Below are 22,509 nucleotides of genomic sequence, written 5' to 3'. Positions count from 1 at the left end.
TTTTGCAGAAATCATTAACGGCTGAAAAGTTAGCAATAACACGTGAACCTTTCCTATTTCATATCCAAAAGAATAAGCCGTGAGCAGCAGCAGGGATTTGCATCGACCATCCATCGCATCGCCATCGCCAGCATCGGCATCGGGCTGGCGGCCAGCATCCTTTCGTTCCTCATCATGCGTGGATTCCAGGAAACGGTGAAGCAGAAAGTATACGGCTTCAACGGCCACATGGTGGTGACCAAACTCACTATGAGCAACTCATCGGAAGAGCGGCCCATGAACTATCACGTGGATCCCTACGATCATCCGGAGAAATATCCGTTCGTCACCCACATGCAGGAGTTCGCGCATAAGCCGGGCCTGGTGAAGACCGACCAGGACGAAGTGCTGGGCGTTTTTGTAAAAGGTGTGGGGAAGAGTTATGATGTCAACGCGTTTCGCTCCAGCATCGTGGAGGGCAAGTTCTTTGACTTTCCCGACTCGGGCTATGCCCACCAGGTGGTGGTGAGCAAGATCATCGCCCGCAAGCTCAACGCCAAGGTAGGCGACAACATCGTGGTGCACTTTTTCCAGAATCCGATCCGTTCGCGCAAGCTCACCATCAGTGGCATCTACGAGACCAACCTATCCGAATATTTCGATAGCAAGGTGATCATCGGTGACATTCGAATGATCCAGAAGTTGAACGACTGGTCCGACAGCCTCGCCGGCGGTTTGGAGGTATTTGTGAAGGACCAGGGTCCTGAAAAGATGGAGGAGGATGCGTTCACCATCAGTGAGGCCATGGACCTGGATTTTAATGTGCAATTGATGAGCGATAAGTACGTCCAGGTATTTGAATGGCTCAATCTCATCAGCAGGCAAGTCAACATTCTTTTGGTCATTATTTTAACAGTTGTGTGTGTAAACATGATTTCCATTGTACTGATCCTGGTGATGGAGCGCACGCAAATGATTGGCATGCTCAAAGCCATGGGGGCAACCGACAAGATGATACGGTCTGTTTTCCTTTTTAATGGCATTAATTTGCTGGTAAAAGGTCTGGTCTTAGGCAACCTGTTGGGACTTGGTTTATGCGCGATACAGTATTATTTTAAAATAATTAAGCTAAACGCACATGATTATTACATGAGCTTCGTACCCATTTCCTGGAACTGGGAAGTCGTTGCGGTGCTGAACATCGTCACGTTTTTCGTCGTCACAATCGTGTTGTTGGTCCCTACAATGGTCATTGCACGGATAAATCCGATACGTGCCATCCGTTTTGACTGATTAAGAATATATTAAAACTGAAATAATTTTCTATTTTTGTTACATAAGGAGCCCGCCTTATCAGTAACGTTAAAAATGTTATGCAATTAAAATTCAAAAACCCAGTTAGGCCGGACCTAACAAACACGATTCAAAAGAGAAATCGTAGGCTTCAGGCATTCTTCAATGCGAAGAACCTGGACGTACGACTGCACGGAGATGCACAAAACCCGCTTATGGTGTTGTGCGGATGCGTAGGCCTGTCAGCCTATGTTCATAACTTCGACCTGCGCATGCTGGACAAGCCCAACCAGGGAGAAGTGATGAAGATCTATAAGCTGACGGAAATCATACAAGGAACGCGCGAAGAAGTGGTGGAGTGGCTGCAGCAATTTCCGCAAATGCCTCTCTATCGAATTCAACACAGCGCTAGTAAATTGTACCTGTGCGGCTTTAACTTTGTAGATCGCGAACAAAAATTGGGACGCTATCCCGTTTTTGCCCGTGAAGATTATCACATCTACAAACAGCACGAAGCCGCAGAGGATATACTGAACATGCTCAAGGAGGATGGCTATGAAGTAGAGATCACTGAACCGGACCTGGAACTGGTGAAATCACACGTAGGCCCCGTAACTTTTGTCGGGTTTCAGGAATAAGAGGAGAGTGATTGACAAATTGGTTTAAGAAGATTGACCGAGTGGGATATACTTCTTAAACCAACTTTGTACGGTCATTTGAAGTACACCGAAAAAGGCTTCTTTAAAGATCCCTGCCGACATCTTGGACTCTCCGCGGGTGCGGTCGGTAAAGATGATAGGCACTTCTTCCAATACGAATCCGTATTTCCAAGCCAGGAATTTCATCTCGATCTGGAACGCATAGCCAACAAATTTCACCTGGTCGAGCGGAATTGTTTCCAATACTTTTTTACGATAACACAGAAAACCGGCCGTAGTGTCGCGAATGGGGATGCTGGTGATCAGCCGCACATAGCTGCTGGCAAAGTAGGATAGCAACACGCGCCCGATAGGCCAGTTCACCACGTTCACCCCGGTAGCATAGCGCGAACCGATGGCCACGTCGCTTTTGCCTTCGGCGCAGGCCAGGTAAAGATTGATGAGGTCTTTGGGATCGTGCGAAAAATCAGCATCCATTTCCAGGATGTATTCATACCCCTTTGCCATCGCATACTTAAACCCCGTGATATATGCCGTGCCCAAACCCAGCTTGCCCGGGCGTTTCACCAGGTGAAGTTTATGTTCGGTCTGGTTGTAGTATTGCTGCATTTGCTCCACGATCTGCGGCGTGCCATCGGGAGAGTTGTCGTCTACAATGAGGACGTGAAATTCTTTGGGCAGAGCAAAAACGGCGTCGATGATCGCGCGGATGTTGTCGCGTTCTTTATAGGTGGGAATGATGACGATTGCGTTGCTCACAGGATGAAGCCTAAGATAACAAATCTATAAAAACTCATATGTAAAACAATCGTTTCCAATTTCTGATTCCAGCTTTTTTAAGATAATTAGATGGACACAACGGTTTTGCCGACTAACACAGCAACACACACCACCGCAACTTGAGTTGCGGTGGTAATGTTTGTGAATTTGCTCTCAATTTTTATCCATTCCGTGCTACACCGTTGGAAACCTGAAGCCGCGCATCCCAGCATTAAACATCCAAGCAAGCTTTGCATTGTGTGGCGATACCGCATAGGACGTTAGGCTGCGGACCAGCAACCCTTTCATTTCCAAGAAAGCCCCAGGCATTAAAAAAATAACAGTAAAACTTGGTATATTATAAGTATACATATTATATTTGTTTATATAATATATAACACTTAGTTAAATAAAAGCCGAAAATTTATGTGGACCCAATCGCACACCCTGGTGACCCGCGAGGTGACCAAAGAACAACTCTGGAAATTATTCTCCGACGTCGATCGCTGGCACACCTGGGACGCCGGTGTGGAGTATGCCCGCTTGCTGGGCAAATTTGAAGTGGGAAATCATTTCATCCTCAAACCTAAGAAAGGACCCAAGGTGAAGATCAAACTGGTGGAGGTAATCGAAAACCGGAAGTTTGTGGACTGCACAACTTTTCCCTTGGCGAAGATGTATGGCGAACATACCTACGACGAGACCCCGGAAGGCTTGCGCATGACCACCACGATGAAAGTCGTCGGTCCGCTAAGTTTTTTGTGGCGCCGGATCGTGGCACAGGAGATTGCCGATGCGCTTCCGGCCGAAATGGTGGAACAGGTGAAGGCTGCCAAGAAATTGTGAAGGCAACGGTCGGAACCATGACCCGGTGTGGATCATGGTTCTGGCCGGAGATCGTTTAAACCGCTTCCACTTCCTGCAATTGCTTGGATAGTTTTTGTTGAAGTTCGAACGGTACGGATGAAAATTCAGAGAAGGTTTGTGTGAACCGCGCCCGGCCCTGCGAGAGTGAACGCAACGTGGTGGAGTAGCGATCCAATTCGGCCAGCGGCGTCTTGGCTTTGATCACCTGGTAGCTGCCCTTGCTGTCCATGCCCATGATAAGGGACCGGCGGGTTTGGAGGTCACCCATCACTTCGCCCATCACATCTTCGGGGAGCATGATCTCCACATCGCAGATGGGTTCCAGCAGCAGCGGTTCGCAGCGGAGGAAAGCGTCTTTGAAGGCCATCATGCCTGCGATCTTGAAGGAGATGTCGTTGGAATCGACGGGGTGCATCTTGCCGTCGTAGACCATCACACGTACGTCGCGCACATAGGAGCCGGTGATGGGACCTTCTTCCATTTTTTCCATCACGCCCTTCAGGATGGAAGGGATGAAGCGCGAGTCGATCACGCCACCCACAATGCAGTTGTAGAACACCAGCTTGCCACCCCACTCCAGGTCGATCACTTCTTTGCCGCGCACGGGAAACTCCGTGGGTTCGGGCATGCCTTCTATATAAGGCTCCACTTTCATATGGACTTCGCCAAACTGCCCTGCGCCACCCGATTGTTTTTTGTGACGGTAGGTGGCGTTGGCCGATTTGCGAATGGTTTCGCGATAGGAGATGCGGGGGCTTTCGAAGTCCACGTGGAGTTTGTATACATTTTCGAGGAACCACTTGCACACGGCCAAGTGCAACTCGCCCTGCCCGGAGATGATCAGTTGCTTGATCTCTTTGGAATAGGCCACCATGAGCGTGGGGTCTTCGTGATGGATCTTATGCAAGACCTCGCCGATCTTTTCATCATCATTTTTGCTGAAGGCGATCACGGCCGTGCGAATGCGCGGTTCGGGGAAGGTGATGGGCTGCACGGTGATGTCGTAGCCTCTGGCGTGCAGGGTTTGGTTGGTGTAGGTGTCCTTGAGCTTCAGGGTGGCGCCAATGTCGCCGGCCACCAGGCGGTCGACCGGGTTTCGCGCTTTGCCGTCGACGATGAACAGTTGGTGGATGCGTTCGACGGCGCCGGTCTGGCTGTTGACGAGTTCGGAGGCGGTGGTCACTTCGCCGGAGATCACTTTGAAAAAGGAGAGCCTGCCCAGGTTGGGTTCAAGGTGGGTCTTGAAGACAAACAAGACGGCGGGTTTGGTGGGGTCGATGGGAAGTTCCTGACCGTCGGCGCTGAGTTCGGGCTTGGCTTCGGCGGGAGAGGGCGCCACGTTGTCGATGAAGCCCATCATGCGGCCGCTGCCCATGTTCTTTTTGGCCGACATCACAAAAACGGGGAAGACCTCGTGGTGGATCATGCCCAGCTTCAGGCCTTCGCGCATCTCGTCTTCGTCGAGGGTGCCCTGCTCGAAATATTTTTCCATGAGCTTCTCGTCGTTCTCGGCCGCTTTTTCCACCAGTTCGTTGTGGAGGCGGTCGGCCTTTTCTTTTTCGGAGGCGGGGATGGGAAGCTTCTCGGGTTTGCCACCTTCCGGCGGAAACTTATACATCACCATCTTCAGCAGGTCGATGATGGCGTTGAAACTCTCGCCCTGGTTCAGGGGATATTGCATTTGCACGACGGCGTTTCCAAAGCGGTCTTTGAGCGACTGCAGCGCACCGTCGAAGTTTGACCTGGGATGGTCGACCAGGTTTACAGCGAAGAGTACCGGCTTTTGAAACTGGTCGATGTAGTCCCAGATCAGTTCGGTACCTACTTCTACACCGTGTTGTGCGTTGATGACCATCACACAGGTGTCTGCCACGCGTACCGCGGCAATCATTTCACCTATGAAATCGTCGAACCCGGGGGTATCGATGATGTTGATCTTGTAGTCGCGCCACTCGGTGTGCATCGACGAGGCGAAGACGGAATTGCCCCGTTCCTGTTCAATGTCATGGAAGTCCGACACCGTGTTTTTACCTTCAATGGTACCCCTCCGGTGAATGATGCCGGCTTCAAAAATCATGTCTTCGGCCAGCAGGGTCTTGCCGGCCTTGGGCGCACCCAGCAGAACAATGTTCTTGAGGTGCTTTTCGTCGTAGATTTTCATGAGCGTTTGGTTTTAGTCGTCGCATGAAGTGCGGTGCTAAAAAATAGCGGGGACGGTCAAGCACACCAGAGAAGCATTTCATAAGGCGAGCGGTTTAGAAAATAAATAAAGGCAGGAATCTTGAATGAATTTAGCCTAAAATGGGGAAACACGAAAGCAAAAACCGGCCGAACATTTCTCTGATTCTTTAGTTATCTTGGATGCCGGTTTTGGCACCCCCCCAAAGCCGCCCTTACCCTAACTAAAAAATCACATGAAAAAGACACTGATCCTTCTTCTCCTTCTCACCGTCACACTCGCCCACGCGCAAAGCTGGGAGGGTATCATGAACTGGACCATGAAAATGGAGATCACCGACCCGCAAATGAAAGCCCAGATGGAAGCAGCGGAGAAACAAATGAAAGATCCTGCCACCCAGGCCAAAATGAAAGAGATGCAGGCCAAGATGGAAGATCCCCAGTTCAAGGCGATGATGGAATCCAACCCCCAAATGAAAGCCCAAATCGAAAATATGCTCAAGGCGGCGCAAGGCGGCGGTGGACTCAGCTCCATGTTCCCCAAGGGCATGCAGATCAAGGTAAAAAACAACAATTCTATCACCAAAATGGATGGTGGCATGATGTCCAACATGGAGATGCTGTACCTGACGGACAAAAACACTGCCTATCGCATCGACCGGGAGAACAAAACTTTTTCAGTGATGCCGCAATTCACGGATAAAGATAAAGAGAAGGAAAAACTGGACTATAAGGTGACCAAGACTTCCGAAACCACAAAGATCCTGGGCTATACCTGCACCAAGTTCATCGTGGAGTCTACCTCCCAAGATCCCGACGCCAAGAAGATGGCGATGAAGCAGTTCTTTTGGACCACGACCGACATGAAAGGCATCGATCTGAAAAGCCTCTCCAAGCAACGGATGGGCAATTCACAACAGGCTCTTTTCTATGAGCAGATCGAAGGCGTTCCGTTGAGAATAGAGATGACTATGCCTCAGGGGCATATGGCGATGGAAGTTACTGAGATCAAAAAACAATCGCTGCCCGCTTCTGATTTTGAAGTGCCGGCCGGATATAAAGAAGTGAAGTCGGGATTCTAGATCCTTTGGAATTGTCGATATAAAAAAACGCCAGGAAATCTCCCGGCGTTTTTTTATGTCCTTATGATTCTGATATCCTTTACTTTCCGTATCCCAGCACGCGCAGCATGCTTTCGCTCGTCTGTTCAGGTGCGAAAAGCTGCGTGGTGATCACCCCGTCTTCATCACGGTCGATGAGCACGTGTTTGGGGGCGGGGATGAGGCAATGTTGAATGCCGCCATAGCCACCCAGCGATTCCTGGTATGCACCGGTGTGGAAGAACCCGATGTACAGCGGCTCCTCGTCGGTGATCATGGGAAGGAACACTTCACCGGTGTGGGCTTCGGAGTTGTAATAGTCCATGCTGTCGCAGGTGAGGCCGCCGATGTTCACTTTGTGGTAGGGGTCATCCCATTTGTTCAGCGCCAGCAAAATGTATTTCTGGTTCAGTCCCCAGGCGTCGGGCAAGTGGGTGATGAACGAGCCGTTGATCATATACCAAAGCTCCTTGTCGTTTTGAAGTTTCTGGTCAACGAGCGAATACAATACCGCGCCGCTTTCGCCAACGGTGTAGCTGCCGAACTCGGTGAAGATGTTGGGCACGGGCACGTTGTTCTTGTCGCAGATCCACTTGATGTTTTCCACGATCTGTTCGATCATGTACTTGTAGTCGTAGTGGAAAGTGAGCGATGTTTTGATCGGGAAGCCGCCACCGATGTCGATGGAGTCCAGCGAATCGCAGATCTTTTTCAGTTCGCAGTATTTGAAGATGAAGCGGCTGAGCTCGCTCCAGTAATAGGCGGTGTCTTTGATCCCGGTGTTGATGAAGAAGTGCAGCATCTTCAACGACGCCTTGTCGCTCTTCTCGATCCTTTCCTTATAGAACGAATTGATGTCGCTGTAGCGGATGCCCAGGCGCGAAGTATAGAACTCAAACTTGGGTTCTTCGTCAGCGGCCACGCGGATACCCACTTTGTAGGGCACCTTCACATTCTCTTCGTAGAAATCTATTTCGCCGAGATTGTCCAGGATGGGAATGCAGTTGTTGAAGTCGTCGTTCAGCAGTTCGCTGATGTACTGACGGTAGAGCGGCATCTTGAAGCCGTTGCAAAGAATGTAGGTGTCCTTGGTGAGTTTACCCTGCTCGTAGAGCGCGCGCACGATGGGAATGTCGAACGACGACGAGGTTTCCATGTGCACGTCCTTATTTTTCAAAGCCTCCTGCATGATGAAGGAGAAGTGCGAGGACTTTGTACAATAGCAATACGTGTATTTGGCGTTGTATTTGAAACGCTCCAGGGCGTTGTTGAACGTGGCCTGCACATAGCGGATGTTTTCGCTGATGCGGGGCAGATACGTCAGCTTCAAGGGTGTGCCATATTCCTTGATGATATCCATCAGGGGCACATCGTTGAACAGCAATTCATGGTCGCGCACCTTAAATTCTTTCTGGGGAAACTCAAAGGTTTGCTCAATCAGCTCGCGATAACTCTTCATTTATGGATAGAATCGTTAAGGGGTTAACCGTGAATAAAAAGTTAAACTAATATTAATTAATCAGATGGCTTTCTTTCTGGAGTTGCCCGTTGGGAAAGAGGTGCAATATTGTGATAAATTTGCCATCTTTGCAATACACATCAAGCTATGGTAAATCGTTTTCCCGCCTGGATAATCGACCCGGACCCTGCCGGAATGCATGCCTTGCCCGACTTCTAGCGGCCTGGCGGGAAATTGTCTTTGTTCTTTTGTTTAAACGATAACCATTCAGTTAAAAACCTTAATTTTATTCCTGTGAAAGCGTTGAAGATCATTGAAGTAAAGTCAGAGATCGGGGCCGGCACCCGCGGTGCCAGTCTCGGCGTGGAGGCCATAAAAATTGCCAGCCTGGACCTTCAGTCAGACTTTTTTAAGCAAAACGAGTCCGTGGAGGTAGAACACGTGAACGACATCCTGTTCGACAAGCCCACACAGCCCCACGCCAAGTACATCGACGGGGTGATGGTCATGGAAGAACGCGTATGCCTGGAAGTATATGAAACCATCTGGGAAGAATATTTCCCCATCATCCTTTCCGGCGATCATAGCACCGCCTACGGCACCATTGCCGGCATCAAAAAGGCCGATCCCAAAGCCCGCCTTGGCGTGATCTGGATCGACGCCCATGCCGACATCCAAACCCCCTTCACGTCGCCCACCGGCAACATGCACACTATGCCCCTGGCCATGGCCTGCGGCATCGACAACCTGGAGTGCAAGGTGAATGACCCCAAAAGCGACACGCTGGACTATTGGGAACAGATCGAAAACGTTGGCATGCCCGGCCGCAAGGTCTATCCCGAAGACATCGTCTACATCGGCGTGCGCGAGTTGGAGAAATCTGAGAACTATCTCATCAATAAATACAACGTCAACTACATCGAAACAGAAGAAGTGAAGGCGGGCCCTGCACGCATCGCCGAAAAGGCGCTGAAGATGCTGGACCACTGCGATCTCATCTATGTTTCGTTTGATGTTTCGGCGCTTGATTCATCCGTATCCACCGGAACGGGTATGCCGCTGCCGGGTGGGCTCACCATTGAAGAAGCCAAGATATTAAACGCTGCGCTGGCGAAAAGCCCCAAAGTTTGTGCTTGGGAGGTCAGTGAGGTAAACCCTACGCTGGACACCGAGAATCGCATGGCCGACAGCGCTTTTGAAATCCTGCAGGCCACGGCGCAGGCTGTTATGGGACGGCCGGTGCTGGCGCAATAACTTTTTCACCGTTGAGGCGCAAAGTTAATGCGAATAGCTTTGCGCCTTTGCGATGAAACATCACTTCGCTCCAGGCTCCAATAGAGCCACATACTCCTCAATCGTCGTCATGATATTGCTCCGGATGATCGGGTCTGTGAGAAACTTCGGAATGCCGATTGGCATAGACAATATCCGGTAGGTCACCTTCACCTGTTTTGGTCCAATTTGTTCCAGCGTCCAGCTGCCCGACAGCTTCATGCGGGTCACGCCGTCGCGCACGGGTGCGAGCGTTTCGTTCACGCGCGACTCGAAGGTGATGAAGAGCTTTCGCAGGGGTATGGTTTGCACGACTTTATATTCGAGGAAATGGTCCTGGTCGCTGACGGGCCAGGGAATGTCGTGGTAGGAGTACTCCAGCCACACGGTGGTGTCCTGGCCTTGCGGGTATACTTTGAATTCGGATACGTGGTCTTGCCAGGCCTTGATCTTCTTTTCGTCGCGGAGCAGGTGAAGCCCTGCAAAGATGGTGTTGTTGAAATAGAATTCGCCTTTGACTTCGCGTGCCTTCACCGGGGGATCGGAGGCCGGGAAGGTGATCCACCGCTCATAGATAGAAACCGTGCCGTCCTTTTTCACGAGGGTGAAACCTTCCTTGTCTTGTGCCAACGCCTGGGTGCTGGCAAAAAGCAGGAATAGGATGGGGGCTGATGTCAGGTATAGGCGCATAATTGTGGTTGAAAGACAATGGTTCACCGAAAAGATGCCGGTTAGGGCACAAAGGTTGCTACAGGGCGTTTTGGGATGCCGGGTTCTCGGGGGGAAAGGTTTTTAGGATGTCCGATGTTCATATCAACTTAACAATATAACGACCGCGATCCGGGCATCGTGCATGGAATCCGACAGACGATAAAAATACTCCTTAAACTTCGGCCTTTTTCCTTAATTTCGCCCCCAAATTGAAGTTTTATCTCTATTTAAAATATTTGTCATGAGCCAAACCGCACCAATCTCTTCTTTTATCGAAAAGCATTATCTGCACTTCAACGCCGCCGCCCTGGTGGATGCTGCGAAGGCCTATAAGACCCATATTGCCTCCGGAAAGAAAATGATGGTCACCCTGGCCGGCGCCATGAGCACCGCCGAGTTGGGCCTGAGCTTTGCCGAAATGATCCGCCAGGATAAGGTCCAGATCATCTCCTGCACCGGTGCCAACCTGGAAGAAGACATCATGAACCTGGTGGCCCACTCACACTACAAGCGCATTCCCAACTATCGCGACCTCACGCCCGAACAAGAGTGGGATTTGCTGCAAAATCACCTCAACCGCGTAACCGACACCTGTATCCCCGAAGAAGAGGCCTTCCGCAAGCTGCAAAAGCATTTGTACAAAGTGTGGAAAGATGCCGAAGACAAAGGCGAACGCCTCTTCCCCCACGAATTTATGTTCCGCATGTTGAACAGCGGCGACCTGAAGGCTGAGTATGAGATCGATCCTAAAAATTCCTGGATGATCGCTGCGGCCGAACGCAACTTGCCCATGGTAGTGCCCGGATGGGAAGATTCCACGATGGGTAACATCTTCGCATCGTATGTATTCACGGGCGAGTTGAAAGCGTCGACCATGAAGAGCGGTATCGAATACATGGCCTGGCTGGCCGACTGGTATATCAAAAATTCCGGTAAAGACGGCATCGGCTTCTTCCAGATCGGTGGCGGTATTGCCGGCGACTTCCCCATTTGTGTGGTGCCCATGCTCCACCAGGATCTTGAAAAAGACAACGTTCCGTTCTGGAGCTATTTCTGCCAGATCAGCGACTCCACCACCAGCTACGGCTCCTATTCCGGCGCCGTGCCCAACGAGAAGATCACGTGGGGCAAGCTGAGTATAGAGACACCGAAGTTCATCATCGAGAGCGATGCTACGATAGTGGCACCGTTGATGTTTGCCTATGTACTCGGCTGGTAGCGCTATCGCCGTAAAAAAATATTAACCGCGAAGGCGCTAAGACGCAAAGAGGACGCAGAGAAGGGCTTTGCGTTAACTTTGCGTTCTCTGCGCCTTCGTGGTAAAAAACATTTCTCAGCTTTCATGAATCTCGATCTAACACTCCGCACCGAAATACAAAAAGCAATCACGGCACTCTTCAACCAATCGGTCGAGGCCCTGCAACTGCAGCCCACCAACCAGGAATTTGAGGGTTCGCACACGCTGGTATGCTTTCCGCTCACCAAGCTCTCGCGCAAGGGACCGGAAGAAACGGCGCGCCTGGTGGGCGATTACCTGGTGCAGCATTCCGGCATCGTGAGCCGCTTCAATGTGGTGAAGGGATTTCTAAACCTCGTGTTGAACGACCGGGTTTGGCTGGACGTGTATCGTTCCATTTTTGTGAACCCCAACTATGGTCAGCTTCCCCCCAACGGGCAGGAGATCATGATCGAGTATTCATCTCCCAACACCAACAAGCCGTTGCACTTGGGGCACTTGCGCAATAATTTTCTTGGCTACAGTGTGGCGGAGATCTACAAAGCGAATGGCTACAAAGTGCACAAGGTGCAGATCATCAACGACCGGGGTATTCACATTTGTAAGTCCATGGCCGCGTGGAAACTTTATGGTAACGGTGAAACCCCCGAGAACACCGGCATGAAAGGTGATCACCTGGTGGGTAAGTATTATGTTGTATTCGATAAAAAATACAAAGAAGAGATCGCGAGCCTTATGGGGCAGGGCATGAGTGAGGAGGAAGCCGGTAAAAAGGCTCCGATCATGCAACTGGCCGTAGAGCTTCTGCGCAAGTGGGAACAGAAGGACAGCGAAACAGTCGCGCTCTGGAAAACCATGAATGGCTGGGTATACAGCGGTTTCGACGCCACCTACAAACGCATGGGCGTTGATTTCGAAAAGCTTTACTACGAATCGGACACCTACCTGCTGGGCAAAGAAGAAGTATTGAAAGGTGTTGAGAAGGGTGTGTTCTTTAAAAAAGACGACGGCTCAGTTTGGGTGGACCTCACCGCCGACGGTCTCGATCAAAAAGTATTGCTGCGCTCGGACGGCACCTCGGTATATATGACCCAAGATATCGGTACGGCGATCCTTCGCTTCACCGATTTTCCCAAGATCATGGGTCAGGTCTACACGGTAGGCAACGAACAAGAGTATCACTTCAAAGTCTTGTTCCTCATCCTGCAAAAGTTAGGCTTCGACTGGGCCAAGCGTTGCTTCCATTTATCCTACGGCATGGTGGACCTGCCCACCGGCAAAATGAAATCCCGCGAAGGCACCGTCGTCGATGCCGACGACCTGATGCAGGAGATGGTGGACGAAGCCGAAAAGCAAACCCGCGAACTGGGCAAAGTAGACGAGATCACGCCCGAAGAGGCCGTGAAATTATTCGAAATGATTGGCTTGGGCGCCTTGAAATTTTTCCTTCTCAAGGTAGATCCCAAAAAACGCATGTTGTTCGATCCCAACGAATCCATCCAGCTGCAAGGATTCACCGGCCCTTTCATCCAATACACCCACGCCCGCATCCGCGCCATCGTTCGCAAAGCAGCGAGCATGAATATAGTGTGCACGGAAGCCGACCTCCAGCAAGTCGACACCCTCGAACCCGCGGAACGCGATGCCTTAAATGTGCTCAGCCTTTTCGAAAGCCGGATCAAGGAAGCCGCCCGCGAATACTCGCCCGCCGTCATCGCCAACTATGCCTATGACCTGGCCAAAGAATACAACAAATTCTACCAAAACATCCCCATCTTCAACGAAACCAACCCCGCCCGCCTCCGCTTCCGCATCGCCTTCTCCCAATCCATCGCCGACGCCATCAAAAAAGCCATGAACTTGTTGGGAATTGCCGTGCCAGAAAAGATGTAGCCCAAAACATTTCCCAAACCGCAAAAAAACTTTACAACAAAGCCCGCACGAAACCAAACTACTGGCTACTGACTACTGGCTACTGATTCCGACTCCTGGATTCCGGCTCCAGGCTCCTGAATTGTCACCCATCTGGTTACCACCCCCAAAATGTGATAAAAGGATACTGGAAATACGGAACAAATCGTAAATTTTCATGTTGATATAAAAGCGCAACTACCCTATGAAAACTCTCATTGTTACCCTTTTGATCCTGATCCCGAGCATGGCCTCTTCTGTGTATGATTTCAAGAAAACGGCTATCGACGGACAGGTCATTGATTTTGCCAAGTATAAAGGCAAGCCCTTGCTCATTGTGAACACCGCTTCCAAATGCGGCTTCACCCCACAGTATGCCGAGCTTCAAAAATTGCAGGACCAGTATGGCAGCAAAGTGACCATCCTCGGTTTCCCCGCCAACAATTTTGGCGCGCAAGAACCCGGCACGAACGTGGAGATCTCTGAATTTTGCCAAAAGAACTATGGTGTGACGTTCCAGATGTTTGAAAAAGTATCTGTGAAAGGCAGCGACCAGGATGAGCTCTACGCTTGGTTGAAAGAAAAGACCGGCGAAGAACCCACCTGGAATTTCTGCAAATACCTGGTGAAGCCCGATGGCACGGTGAAATTCTTTCCTTCGAAAGTAAGCCCGCTCGACAAGCAAATTATTGATGCGCTTAATTAAGGCAGCCCTTACGGTTATTGTTGTTATGAGCCTCGCCGCGTTTATTTCCAGTAAAATAGCTTCCGGCAAGGCCGGACCTGTCGAGGGCACGATCTACGATTTCAAGATCGCTGCCCTCGACGGTACCGTTATTGATTTTGCCCAATACAGAGGCAAGCCGCTGCTCATCGTGAACACGGCATCCAAGTGTGGCTTCACACCGCAATATGCCGACTTGGAAAAACTGTATGAAAACTATGGTGGAAAGGTCGTTGTGCTCGGGTTTCCCGCCAACAATTTCCTGTGGCAAGAGCCTGGCTCCAGCGAAGAGATTGCCGCCTTTTGCCAGAAGAACTATGGCGTGACCTTCCAGATGTTTGAAAAAATTTCGGTGAAAGGACGCGACAAACACCCGCTCTACAAATGGTTGGAAGCCAAGACCGGCGAAACACCGTCCTGGAATTTTTGCAAGTATGTGGTGAGTGCCGACGGCAACACGGTAAAATTCTTTTCTTCCAAAGTAAATCCGCTGGACAAGCAGATCACCGATGCCTTGGGGCAGCCATGACTTTCTCTTCAGTTGAACCTCAACGAACGTGCGATGCTTGACGTGGCGATCAAAGGAGAGTTGTTGAACGCCTGCAAAAAATACGTGGAGCAACGACTCGCCACGGCTACGCAGGCCATGCACCACGCCCAGCAAGCCGCCAACGAAGAAGGCAAGAGCAGCGCCGGCGATAAATACGAAACCGGCCGTGCCATGGCGCAGATCGAACGCGACAAAGCGGCCCTGCAGGCACAGGAAGCCTTAAAGCTAAAACAAGCGCTCGACCACATAGACCGTGCGCAGCAGCATCAAAAAGTGATGACCGGCAGCGTGGTGTCTACCGCCCACTACAACTTTTACATCGCCATTGGCGCAGGAAAAATGACCGTATCGGGTCTGGATTTTATTGTGGTGGGGCCCAGCTCGCCTTTAGGAAAATCCCTCATGGGATTGGCTGTGGACGATACGTTCACGTTTAACAATCAGCACCACAAGATTCTGCAGGTTCTGTAGGCGATCCCCGTAAACAGCTCGGGGAATTTGAATTATATTCGCCCATATTTTCTAACATCATGGATATTAAAGTCTGGTTACAAGCCTTCCGTCTGCGCACGCTGCCGCTGGCGTTGTCGTGCATTGCCATGGGAGGATTCCTGGCCGCTTCGGCCGGAGCTTTCCGGTGGGACATCTTTTTACTTTGTATTCTCACCACGATCTTTTTGCAAGTCTTATCCAATCTCGCCAACGACTATGGCGACTCTGTAAATGGAGCCGATCATGCCGGGCGCAAGGGTCCTCAGCGGGCGGTGCAAAGTGGGGCCATCACGGCCGCGCAGATGAAGACAGCCGTGATCATTTTTGTTTTACTGTGTCTGGGCAGCGGCATCTCGTTGCTACTGGTTTCTTTTGGACTGAACTGGAACGCCTTGCTGTTTTTCTTCGGCCTGGGTGTGTTGAGCATATTGGCCGCTATTGCGTATACGGTGGGTAAGAAGCCTTATGGTTATGCCGGCCTCGGCGATTTTTCGGTGTTGATCTTCTTTGGGTTGGTAGGGGTGATGGGGTCATACTATTTGTTCACGCAACAGCTGTCGTGGCGTGAAATTCTCCCTGCATTGAGCTGCGGATTCTTTTCGATCGGTGTGCTGAACGTGAACAACATTCGCGACATCGAGTCTGATAGGGCGGCAGGGAAGTTTTCCATCCCTGTCCGCATCGGCAGGAGCAGTGCCGTGGCCTATCATTGGTTTTTATTGAGTGGAGGGTTGTTGTCGGCCGTTGTGTATAGTGCGCTTACGTTTCATTCGCCGTGGCAATTCCTCTTTCTGCTCAGTGCGCCGCTGTTCATTCGCAACGGTATGGCTGTTCAACAAAAGCCTTCGCATGAGCTCGATCCCTTTCTCAAGCAAATGGCGCTGTCTACGCTGGCGTTCGTGCTGTTGTTTGGCGTGGGCTTGATGCTAGGCTAGGGTAGGACCCTTTTCGCCGGCTTCGGTTGGCAAAGCGCAGGAACGTGACGCGATAGGCATCGTACATCACCACCACCGTCAGAAATCCACAAACGACATAGAACAATCTGAATTGCAGGTAGGGATAGGCAATTCCCGCGGTGAGCGCGCCGGCAATAAATGCACCGAAGGTGGAGGCGATCAGCTTGGCTTTGTTGACCAACTCCGGCTTAATTCGAAATTCGCTTTTCGTGAACATCGACAACAAAATGCCCAGGTCTGTCGTGGCGCCGGTGAGGTGCGTTGTTTTGACGGCAAAATTAGAGATGCCTGCCGTGAGTCCGTTTTGCAATCCCATGGCAAAGAACATGATGGCCAGCAGCGCTTCGGTTTCGCGAAGGGTTTCCTGGTAGAAGAATTGCCCATAGAGTCCCACGATCAATAAACCAACGATTTCAAGAACAATAGGCAATGCATGGGCCAGGTACCGCCGCCTGTTGTTGAAATGAATGATGATGAAATTGGAGGTGAAGCTGCCGGAGAAAAAAAGAAAGATCCAACCGACGACCATGAACACCTGGTAAAAATTTCCCTTCGCCATCTCGGCGGCGAAGATGGCAAAGTAGCCCGTGACGTTGGAGGAGAACGAAAAGAAAATGAGAAACGATGCCACGTTCACCATGCCGGCGGCAAACGCAGTGAGTGTCCCCAGGCGGATGTTGTCGGCCAGGGTTCTTTGGTGGTTATATCTTCGGAGCACAGTGTCTTATTTTTGAAAGGTTAATTTGGCGATGCCCTTCACCTGGATGTCGGAGTCGAAATTCAGGATGAGGTGATCGCTTGTCAATTCGGTAATGTTGTAATGTTCCACGGTTTGGTTGCGATGGTTCAGCTCCAGGATGTGGCCTCTGCCTTTTATTTTCCAGCGAATGTTTTTCACGTCGTGAGGACCCTCCAGGAGGAGGGTGCCGTTGGGATAAAATTCCCAGGTTTCGGCGGAGTGGATCATGAGGTGCTTTCCCAATTGATCTTTCACGGCTTGCGAAACGGTGTCCTCCATCGTGAGCCGTCTCCGATCGGCAGGCGTGTTCACTTTCTCATACTCCCACGCTTTCTCGCGCCACGTGCCCACGATCAGTTGCTCGGGACTGTTCACGCGATGTTTCATCCAAGCGAACCCGGAGATCAACCCTACTGCCATGCCGATGGAGATTGCCCATACTTTCATATGCTGGAAAAGATTTTGCTGAAGAAAATTATACCGCGCCAACAAACAAGCCCGTCAGCAGGTCTTTCTCCGGAATGTATTCATACGATTCCAGGTCAACCTCTGTGACCATCCCGTGGGATCTCCGGATCAGCGGTGTGGGATCGAAGTTGTTTTTGTGCGACGGGATGGTACTTGCGCGCGCGATGAACGTTTCGTCTACTTCGTTCATTTCGGCCATGGTTTCAAAGGCATCTTTGCTGCGGCCATGAAACAATTCAAAACGAATGCTGTGGATCCTTTGGGGATACTTGTTTTGCATGACGGCGCACGCGTCGCTAAACTCCTTCGTGACGGCTGCTTCCAATATTTTTTTTGGCGAATAGAATAATAACTCGGTGATCGAATCGGGAAGCGAGGTGCAATACAGAAAGATCACATCCAATGCAACCGTGCTGGTCGCGGCGGCATGTTTCAGCAACAGCAGCGGGGTGATCGTGAAGTCGGTCGGTATCAAAATGGTCTTGCGCATAGCTGTATATTTTTTTTGTGCAAGATGTGCCCGCCGGGTTAAGACGATCTAAAAATGAAATTAAAATGCGATGAAAGGAGATTAAAATATGATTAAAGCGGGCTTTTTGAGTGGGAAACCCATGGTTCGTTCAATGCTGGGCAACGTTCTCCAGGGGAAAGGTGAGCCGCACGGTGGTGCCTTCGTTCACCGCCGAGGTCACCACGATGGTAGCGTTGTGCTGCCGCATGATGTTCCGCGCTAGCGGCAGGCCGATGCCGTAGCCCTCAAAATTGTGCGTGTTCGAAGCGCGATAAAAGGGATCGTAGATATAGGCCATCTCCGATGGTGGAATGCCGATGCCCGCGTCCTGAACCACCACCATCACGCTGTTGTCGGTGGCCCCGATGGAAAGTTTCACCGGTTGGTGTGATGAATATTTGCAGCCGTTGTTCACGATGTTGGAAATGGCCAGGTGGAGCAACTGGGGGTTACCTTTTATTTTTAGTTTGAGGTGATTATCGGGCATTAGGCTGAGATCGATATTCACCTTGTTTTTGGGATTCATCTTTTCGATGGTCTCCTTGACATCCCAGATCAACTGGTCGATGCGCACGGTTTCCATTTTTACTTTCTTGCCATCAAAGCCGGTCTGTGCCAGGAAAAGCAGCGACTTTGTGATCCGTTCCAAACGCTCGGCTTCGTTCAGAATCACGCCGATAGTTTCGCGGTATTCTTCGTCGTTGCGCGTCTTGGAAAGCGCCACGTCCGCTTCGCCGATGATGGCCGTGAGCGGTGTGCTCAATTCGTGAGAGGCGTTGCTGATGAAATTGTTTTGTGTGGCAAACGACGTTTCCAACCGGTCGAGCATGGTGTTGAAAGTGTTCTTCAGTTCGTTCACCTCGTCGTTGACGCTCGATGCCTGTAAGCGGAGGTGTAGATTTTGTGAATTGATGACCTTCACCTGGTTGGTGATCTGGCGCACGGGCCGGAACACATAACGCGAAAACCAAATGGAAACCGACAGCACCAACAACGCCACCACCACGATGGCGCCCCCCATAATGCTTCTCAGGTTATAGAGGTGATGCGAATAATAATAGTTTTCCGCCGAAACGATGACGATAAAAGAGCGATGATCTTGCTGGTATAAGATCCCCGAAAAAAAGATGGTGCCTTTCTGATACCGCGAAGTTTTCCCGCCGGCGATCTCGTTGAAAAATGTTAAGGGGAGCTTCAATGATTCGCTTTCCTGTTGAAAGGTCTTACCGGGCGTGATCTCAAAAAAATAGTCTTCCTCTTGGGGCAGCTTTTCCAGGATGCGATCCCGCATTTCCTGAAAAGCGGTGGCCGAGGCAGGTTCATTCTCCAGCCGGATCCGGGCAGCCAACACGGCCCTGGTCTCGAGGCGCTTATAAAAATCGTTGAAGGTATATTTGATCACAAAAAAATAAACGCCGCTGCCCAGCACGATCATGATGGTGAGCGTGACCAGGAAAAACGTGAGAGCGATGCGCGTTTGTGTTTTCATTCTTCTTTTAAAACATAACCCATACCAACGACGGTGTGCAGCAAACGCGGCGATTGATTGGCTTCCAGCTTTTTCCGCAGGAAGTTCACATACACATCCACCACATTGGTGCCCATGTCGAAATCCACACCCCAAACCTGCTCGAGGATTTCCATGCGCGACAGCACGCGCCGTTGGTTTTTGAGGAACATGAATAACAGGCGGTATTCGGTGGCCGTAAGCGAGATCACCGCGCCCGCCCGCGTCACCGTTTTTGTGAAGTCGTCGAGTTCCAGGTCGGCGATCCCGAAGCGCGAAGGTGCCGTGACGGGTGGCGTCTGCACGGGTTCGGTCCTGCGTAACAGCGATTTGATGCGTGCCAGCAGTTCGATGAACTTGAAAGGTTTGACGAGGTAGTCGTCGGCGCCGGTCTCCAGACCGAGTACGATGTTTTCGGCTGTGCCCAACGCGGTGAGAAAGAGCAAGGCGACTTTCTTGTTTTGCGCACGAATGTCGCGGCAAAGTTCCAGTCCGTTTTTGCCGGGCAGCATGATGTCGAGAATAATAAGGTCGTATTCATGCGTCACGGCCATCTGCATGCCCTGGTGTCCGTCTAGTGCGACGCTCACTTCATAGCCTTCTTCGCTAAGTCCTTTTTTAATAAAGGAAACCACGCTGCTTTCGTCTTCAATTAACAGGATTCGTTTCATGCGATGACGGTTGACGGCGGTTAAAATAGTTAAATACCAAAGAACCCACCTTATTTTTTTAACAACTGGCGTGTGAAAGCACCTTTCTGCCCTCCTTTGGCTTGCGATGGTATCCAGAAATTCTACAAAATCGGTCTCTTCTTTTGAGAAACACAAAACGAGCCACCCGTGGGCACTAGGGTAAATACTAGGGTGCCGCCATCCGTATGATCCGCAGACACTACGTCGTTCTATTTTTGCTGAGTGCATGCCTGACCACGAAGCTGCTGCCGGCCCAGTCGATCGCAGACACAACGCATCGCCACCAGGCCTGGAAAAAAGTGGTGGTTGTGCCCTCCGTGTTGATCGGCGCGGGACTTGTGTCCATGACCGACAACGAAGTACTCGACCGGTTCGAAATTGAGGAAGAGCGCAACGAACACCTGCCCAGGTTCCGGACGCACGTAGATGATTATCTCCAATATGCTCCCATCGTTGCTGTATACGGATTGAATGCCCTGGGCGTGAAAGGTGAACACGACTTTGCCAACCGCACCGTGTTATTGATCAAGTCGGAGTTGATCATGGCCGCGCTTGTATTGCCCCTAAAAAAACTGACCGCCGTCCCCAGGCCCGACACCGGTGCGCCCACGTCATTTCCTTCGGGGCACACGGCGCAGGCCTTCGCCGCCGCCACGTTTCTGCACAAAGAATATGGGAGGGAGCACCCGCTCTATAGCGTTCTCGGCTACACCACGGCTACCGGCATCGGTGTGCTGCGGGTACTCAACAACCGGCACTGGATGTCCGACGTGCTGGCGGGAGCGGGCATCGGCATATTGTCCACCAACCTGGCCTATCTCACGCATCAGTATAAATGGGGCAAACATCACAAACACCTTTCCGGTGCAACGATCATTCCATCGTATGGACAAAAGGCAATGGGGTTGTATGTCTCCATACCGATTCGATGACTCTCGTGGCGTATAGCAGGAGTCTGATTTGTTCAGAAGCTAGTTAACATGTATCGCCAGAGTATTTGCGCCGGCGGCGCTGTAAACATTGTTGTCTGATACTTGTTATTTGTAGTATCTTTTTTCTGGTTTTCCCTCCACCCCTTAAACCATTCGCCCCCATAATGTGTCTAAAGGAGGAAAGATGCAATTTGCCCCCGCCTTTATGCGTTTTATTTTCAGGAAAATGAATATGAAAAAGACCGTCTTTTTATTCGCCCTTGTCGTGGCGTTAGCCTGGGCTTGCGAGCCCACGCCCGACAGCATGAAATTGCTGGACCAGTTGGTCGTGCAAACTCACTACGACACCGAAGTCAACTTCACCGACTACGCCACCTATTCCATCTCCACCGATACCATCGGGTTTATCTCCAACGCCAACCCTAACGATACGATCCTGACCGAGCACGACACTCCTGGCTATCCCCGCCCGGTGCTCACCCAAGTGGGAACGAACTTGAACAAGGTGGGCTACACCCGTGTGGAAAAGAACGCCAACCCCGACCTGGGCATCAACGTGTATGTGGTGAACGACTACAACCTGTTTCAACAGGTGGTCTATCCCAGCTATTATTATCCATCCTACTACGGCTATTACGGATCCTATTATAATTATCCTTACATCACTACCTATGCACAAAACACGGGTGCCCTGGTGGTCGAGATCGTGGACCTGAAAAACATCGGCGCCGACAAAAAGGTGAGGGTGCTCTGGACGGCCTACATGGGCGACGTGTATAGCACCATCAACCTGGTCCAGCAGTCCCTCGACGCCGTCGACCAGGCTTTCCATCAATCACCTTACATCGGCAGATAACATGAAAAAGATAGCGATCATCATCGCGCTGGCCTGTGGATGCGGGCTGGTGCAGGCGCAAGACAATTACTTCTTTGTGAACTGGGACATCAACACGCCGATGACCAACACGAACTGGATCGGCTCCACCTCCACCCGGGGCTTCCGGGGCGGGTACAGGGCTGTCTTCGGATCGCAACGCCAGTTTTCGGCGGGTTTGGACGTGAGCTGGGCTACCTTTAGCGAGTACAAACCCACGCAAACCTTTCAGCAAGAGGCCGGGGCGATCACCACCGACTACTTCAACTACATCTACCAACTGTCTTTTGCTGCCAGCGGCCAGTATTATTTTCACAAGAGCACCAACGAACGCTTCTTCAGCTATGTGGGGATGGGATTGGGCGCAAATCAGAATAAGTACACGGTTTTCTACAATATTTATAAAGACCAGCATGCGGCCTGGGGCTTTTTGGCCCGCCCGGAAGCCGGTATTTTGTTGCGCATCAGCACACGGAAGCGCATCGGGTTGATGGCTGCCGTCCATTACGATTATTCCACCAACAAGAGCAACGACTACAACTACAGCAGTTTCTCGGCGGTGGGGGTTTCGGTGGGCATCATGTCTATGCAGTGGTAAGGGCTAAATCATTGATTTACAGATCCTAGAATTTTTTGCGG

The 22,509-nt window shown here is 51.0% G+C and carries 23 protein-coding genes; 14 read left to right on the top strand and 9 right to left on the bottom strand.

Features of this window, described 5'->3' with window-relative positions; all coding sequences use genetic code 11:
• The first annotated feature begins 42 nt into the window (after positions 1-42).
• Complete coding sequence (locus tag D4L85_RS32310) at positions 43-1,272, top strand: ABC transporter permease (protein WP_228450702.1); 1,230 nt, start codon at positions 43-45, stop codon at positions 1,270-1,272.
• A 215-nt stretch (positions 1,273-1,487) separates the two neighbouring features.
• Positions 1,488-1,910, top strand: coding sequence for a hypothetical protein (locus tag D4L85_RS32305; protein WP_160144143.1), 423 nt, complete (start codon positions 1,488-1,490; stop codon positions 1,908-1,910).
• Positions 1,911-1,934: 24 nt separating this feature from the next.
• On the opposite strand, the gene D4L85_RS32300 is transcribed toward D4L85_RS32305, so the two are convergent.
• Positions 1,935-2,690 carry a polyprenol monophosphomannose synthase gene (locus D4L85_RS32300; RefSeq protein WP_119758231.1) on the bottom strand — a complete coding sequence of 252 codons (756 nt, stop codon included), beginning with the start codon at positions 2,688-2,690 and terminating at the stop codon, positions 1,935-1,937.
• 426 nt (positions 2,691-3,116) lie between these two features.
• On the opposite strand from D4L85_RS32300, the gene D4L85_RS32295 reads away from it, so the two are divergent.
• Positions 3,117-3,536, top strand: coding sequence for an SRPBCC family protein (locus D4L85_RS32295; protein ID WP_119758230.1), 420 nt, complete (start codon positions 3,117-3,119; stop codon positions 3,534-3,536).
• A 55-nt stretch (positions 3,537-3,591) separates the two neighbouring features.
• Here D4L85_RS32295 and D4L85_RS32290 read toward each other — a convergent pair whose 3' ends face one another.
• Complete coding sequence (locus D4L85_RS32290) at positions 3,592-5,718, bottom strand: elongation factor G (protein WP_119758229.1); 2,127 nt, start codon at positions 5,716-5,718, stop codon at positions 3,592-3,594.
• A gap of 253 nt (positions 5,719-5,971) precedes the next feature.
• On the opposite strand from D4L85_RS32290, the gene D4L85_RS32285 reads away from it, so the two are divergent.
• Positions 5,972-6,817, top strand: a complete 846-nt coding sequence (locus tag D4L85_RS32285; RefSeq protein ID WP_119758228.1) for a DUF4412 domain-containing protein — start codon at positions 5,972-5,974, stop codon at positions 6,815-6,817.
• A 79-nt stretch (positions 6,818-6,896) separates the two neighbouring features.
• On the opposite strand, the gene D4L85_RS32280 is transcribed toward D4L85_RS32285, so the two are convergent.
• On the bottom strand, positions 6,897-8,294 hold the full coding sequence (locus tag D4L85_RS32280; protein ID WP_073135306.1) for a type III PLP-dependent enzyme domain-containing protein: 1,398 nt from the start codon (positions 8,292-8,294) through the stop codon (positions 6,897-6,899).
• Positions 8,295-8,588: 294 nt separating this feature from the next.
• On the opposite strand from D4L85_RS32280, the gene D4L85_RS32275 reads away from it, so the two are divergent.
• A complete protein-coding gene (locus tag D4L85_RS32275) occupies positions 8,589-9,548 on the top strand; it encodes an arginase (RefSeq protein WP_119758227.1) in 960 nt (319 codons plus the stop codon).
• Positions 9,549-9,608: 60 nt separating this feature from the next.
• On the opposite strand, the gene D4L85_RS32270 is transcribed toward D4L85_RS32275, so the two are convergent.
• On the bottom strand, positions 9,609-10,256 hold the full coding sequence (locus tag D4L85_RS32270; RefSeq protein ID WP_119758226.1) for an SRPBCC family protein: 648 nt from the start codon (positions 10,254-10,256) through the stop codon (positions 9,609-9,611).
• A 262-nt stretch (positions 10,257-10,518) separates the two neighbouring features.
• Here D4L85_RS32270 and D4L85_RS32265 point away from each other — a divergent pair, with 262 nt between their 5' ends.
• The 6 genes from D4L85_RS32265 (at position 10,519) to D4L85_RS32240 (ending at position 16,126) form a co-directional block, all read left to right on the top strand.
• Entirely contained in the window at positions 10,519-11,496 is a 978-nt protein-coding gene (locus D4L85_RS32265; RefSeq protein WP_119758225.1) for a deoxyhypusine synthase family protein, read from the top strand.
• A 123-nt stretch (positions 11,497-11,619) separates the two neighbouring features.
• Positions 11,620-13,407 carry an arginine--tRNA ligase gene (gene argS / locus D4L85_RS32260; protein ID WP_119758224.1) on the top strand — a complete coding sequence of 596 codons (1,788 nt, stop codon included), beginning with the start codon at positions 11,620-11,622 and terminating at the stop codon, positions 13,405-13,407.
• 223 nt (positions 13,408-13,630) lie between these two features.
• Complete coding sequence (locus D4L85_RS32255) at positions 13,631-14,131, top strand: glutathione peroxidase (RefSeq protein WP_228450701.1); 501 nt, start codon at positions 13,631-13,633, stop codon at positions 14,129-14,131.
• Positions 14,118-14,678, top strand: coding sequence for a glutathione peroxidase (locus tag D4L85_RS32250; protein ID WP_119758223.1), 561 nt, complete (start codon positions 14,118-14,120; stop codon positions 14,676-14,678). The genes D4L85_RS32255 and D4L85_RS32250 overlap by 14 nt, the downstream gene beginning before the upstream one ends.
• Positions 14,679-14,690: 12 nt before the next feature.
• Positions 14,691-15,170, top strand: a complete 480-nt coding sequence (locus D4L85_RS32245; RefSeq protein WP_228450700.1) for a DUF5384 family protein — start codon at positions 14,691-14,693, stop codon at positions 15,168-15,170.
• Positions 15,171-15,229: 59 nt separating this feature from the next.
• A complete protein-coding gene (locus D4L85_RS32240; protein WP_119758221.1) occupies positions 15,230-16,126 on the top strand; it encodes a 1,4-dihydroxy-2-naphthoate polyprenyltransferase in 897 nt (298 codons plus the stop codon).
• On the opposite strand, the gene D4L85_RS32235 is transcribed toward D4L85_RS32240, so the two are convergent.
• The 5 genes from D4L85_RS32235 to D4L85_RS32215 form a co-directional block, all read right to left on the bottom strand.
• Complete coding sequence (locus D4L85_RS32235; protein WP_119758220.1) at positions 16,077-16,865, bottom strand: YoaK family protein; 789 nt, start codon at positions 16,863-16,865, stop codon at positions 16,077-16,079. The two genes, D4L85_RS32240 and D4L85_RS32235, sit on opposite strands and share 50 nt — an antisense overlap.
• Before the next feature lie 6 nt (positions 16,866-16,871).
• The gene (locus D4L85_RS32230) at positions 16,872-17,333 is read right to left on the bottom strand and encodes a lipocalin family protein (RefSeq protein ID WP_119758219.1); all 462 of its coding nucleotides are present in this window, start codon (positions 17,331-17,333) and stop codon (positions 16,872-16,874) included.
• Positions 17,334-17,361: 28 nt separating this feature from the next.
• On the bottom strand, positions 17,362-17,844 hold the full coding sequence (locus D4L85_RS32225; RefSeq protein WP_119758218.1) for a hypothetical protein: 483 nt from the start codon (positions 17,842-17,844) through the stop codon (positions 17,362-17,364).
• 130 nt (positions 17,845-17,974) lie between these two features.
• Positions 17,975-19,354, bottom strand: coding sequence for a HAMP domain-containing sensor histidine kinase (locus D4L85_RS32220; protein ID WP_119758217.1), 1,380 nt, complete (start codon positions 19,352-19,354; stop codon positions 17,975-17,977).
• Positions 19,351-20,043, bottom strand: coding sequence for a response regulator transcription factor (locus D4L85_RS32215; RefSeq protein WP_119758216.1), 693 nt, complete (start codon positions 20,041-20,043; stop codon positions 19,351-19,353). The genes D4L85_RS32220 and D4L85_RS32215 overlap by 4 nt, the downstream gene beginning before the upstream one ends.
• A 206-nt stretch (positions 20,044-20,249) precedes the next feature.
• Here D4L85_RS32215 and D4L85_RS32210 point away from each other — a divergent pair, with 206 nt between their 5' ends.
• From D4L85_RS32210 to D4L85_RS32200, 3 genes are all read left to right on the top strand, one after another.
• Positions 20,250-20,996 (top strand): phosphatase PAP2 family protein, encoded by a 747-nt coding sequence (locus tag D4L85_RS32210; protein ID WP_119758215.1) that lies wholly within the window; start codon positions 20,250-20,252, stop codon positions 20,994-20,996.
• Between the two features lie 232 nt (positions 20,997-21,228).
• Positions 21,229-21,852: a DUF4136 domain-containing protein gene (locus tag D4L85_RS32205; RefSeq protein ID WP_160144142.1), complete on the top strand. Its 624-nt coding sequence runs from the start codon at positions 21,229-21,231 to the stop codon at positions 21,850-21,852.
• 1 nt (position 21,853) lies between these two features.
• The gene (locus D4L85_RS32200; protein ID WP_119758213.1) at positions 21,854-22,468 is read left to right on the top strand and encodes an outer membrane beta-barrel protein; all 615 of its coding nucleotides are present in this window, start codon (positions 21,854-21,856) and stop codon (positions 22,466-22,468) included.
• Positions 22,469-22,509: the final 41 nt, after the last annotated feature.

This window comes from Chryseolinea soli (assembly GCF_003589925.1).
GTDB classification, from domain to species: Bacteria; Bacteroidota; Bacteroidia; order Cytophagales; family Cyclobacteriaceae; genus Chryseolinea; species Chryseolinea soli.
This window is presented reverse-complemented; position numbering and strand designations above follow the sequence as displayed.

Excerpts from the sequence above, each read along its gene's own strand:
- D4L85_RS32305 (WP_160144143.1), top strand. The coding sequence starts at position 1,488 with ATGGTGTTGTGCGGATGCGTAGGCCTGTCAGCCTATGTTCATAACTTC.
- D4L85_RS32295 (WP_119758230.1), top strand. The coding sequence starts at position 3,117 with ATGTGGACCCAATCGCACACCCTGGTGACCCGCGAGGTGACCAAAGAA.
- D4L85_RS32290 (WP_119758229.1), bottom strand. The coding sequence starts at position 5,718 with ATGAAAATCTACGACGAAAAGCACCTCAAGAACATTGTTCTGCTGGGT.
- D4L85_RS32285 (WP_119758228.1), top strand. The coding sequence starts at position 5,972 with ATGAAAAAGACACTGATCCTTCTTCTCCTTCTCACCGTCACACTCGCC.
- D4L85_RS32280 (WP_073135306.1), bottom strand. The coding sequence starts at position 8,294 with ATGAAGAGTTATCGCGAGCTGATTGAGCAAACCTTTGAGTTTCCCCAG.
- D4L85_RS32270 (WP_119758226.1), bottom strand. The coding sequence starts at position 10,256 with ATGCGCCTATACCTGACATCAGCCCCCATCCTATTCCTGCTTTTTGCC.
- D4L85_RS32265 (WP_119758225.1), top strand. The coding sequence starts at position 10,519 with ATGAGCCAAACCGCACCAATCTCTTCTTTTATCGAAAAGCATTATCTG.
- argS (WP_119758224.1), top strand. The coding sequence starts at position 11,620 with ATGAATCTCGATCTAACACTCCGCACCGAAATACAAAAAGCAATCACG.
- D4L85_RS32255 (WP_228450701.1), top strand. The coding sequence starts at position 13,631 with ATGAAAACTCTCATTGTTACCCTTTTGATCCTGATCCCGAGCATGGCC.
- D4L85_RS32250 (WP_119758223.1), top strand. The coding sequence starts at position 14,118 with ATGCGCTTAATTAAGGCAGCCCTTACGGTTATTGTTGTTATGAGCCTC.
- D4L85_RS32240 (WP_119758221.1), top strand. The coding sequence starts at position 15,230 with ATGGATATTAAAGTCTGGTTACAAGCCTTCCGTCTGCGCACGCTGCCG.
- D4L85_RS32230 (WP_119758219.1), bottom strand. The coding sequence starts at position 17,333 with ATGAAAGTATGGGCAATCTCCATCGGCATGGCAGTAGGGTTGATCTCC.
- D4L85_RS32225 (WP_119758218.1), bottom strand. The coding sequence starts at position 17,844 with ATGCGCAAGACCATTTTGATACCGACCGACTTCACGATCACCCCGCTG.
- D4L85_RS32220 (WP_119758217.1), bottom strand. The coding sequence starts at position 19,354 with ATGAAAACACAAACGCGCATCGCTCTCACGTTTTTCCTGGTCACGCTC.
- D4L85_RS32215 (WP_119758216.1), bottom strand. The coding sequence starts at position 20,043 with ATGAAACGAATCCTGTTAATTGAAGACGAAAGCAGCGTGGTTTCCTTT.
- D4L85_RS32210 (WP_119758215.1), top strand. The coding sequence starts at position 20,250 with ATGATCCGCAGACACTACGTCGTTCTATTTTTGCTGAGTGCATGCCTG.
- D4L85_RS32205 (WP_160144142.1), top strand. The coding sequence starts at position 21,229 with ATGAAAAAGACCGTCTTTTTATTCGCCCTTGTCGTGGCGTTAGCCTGG.
- D4L85_RS32200 (WP_119758213.1), top strand. The coding sequence starts at position 21,854 with ATGAAAAAGATAGCGATCATCATCGCGCTGGCCTGTGGATGCGGGCTG.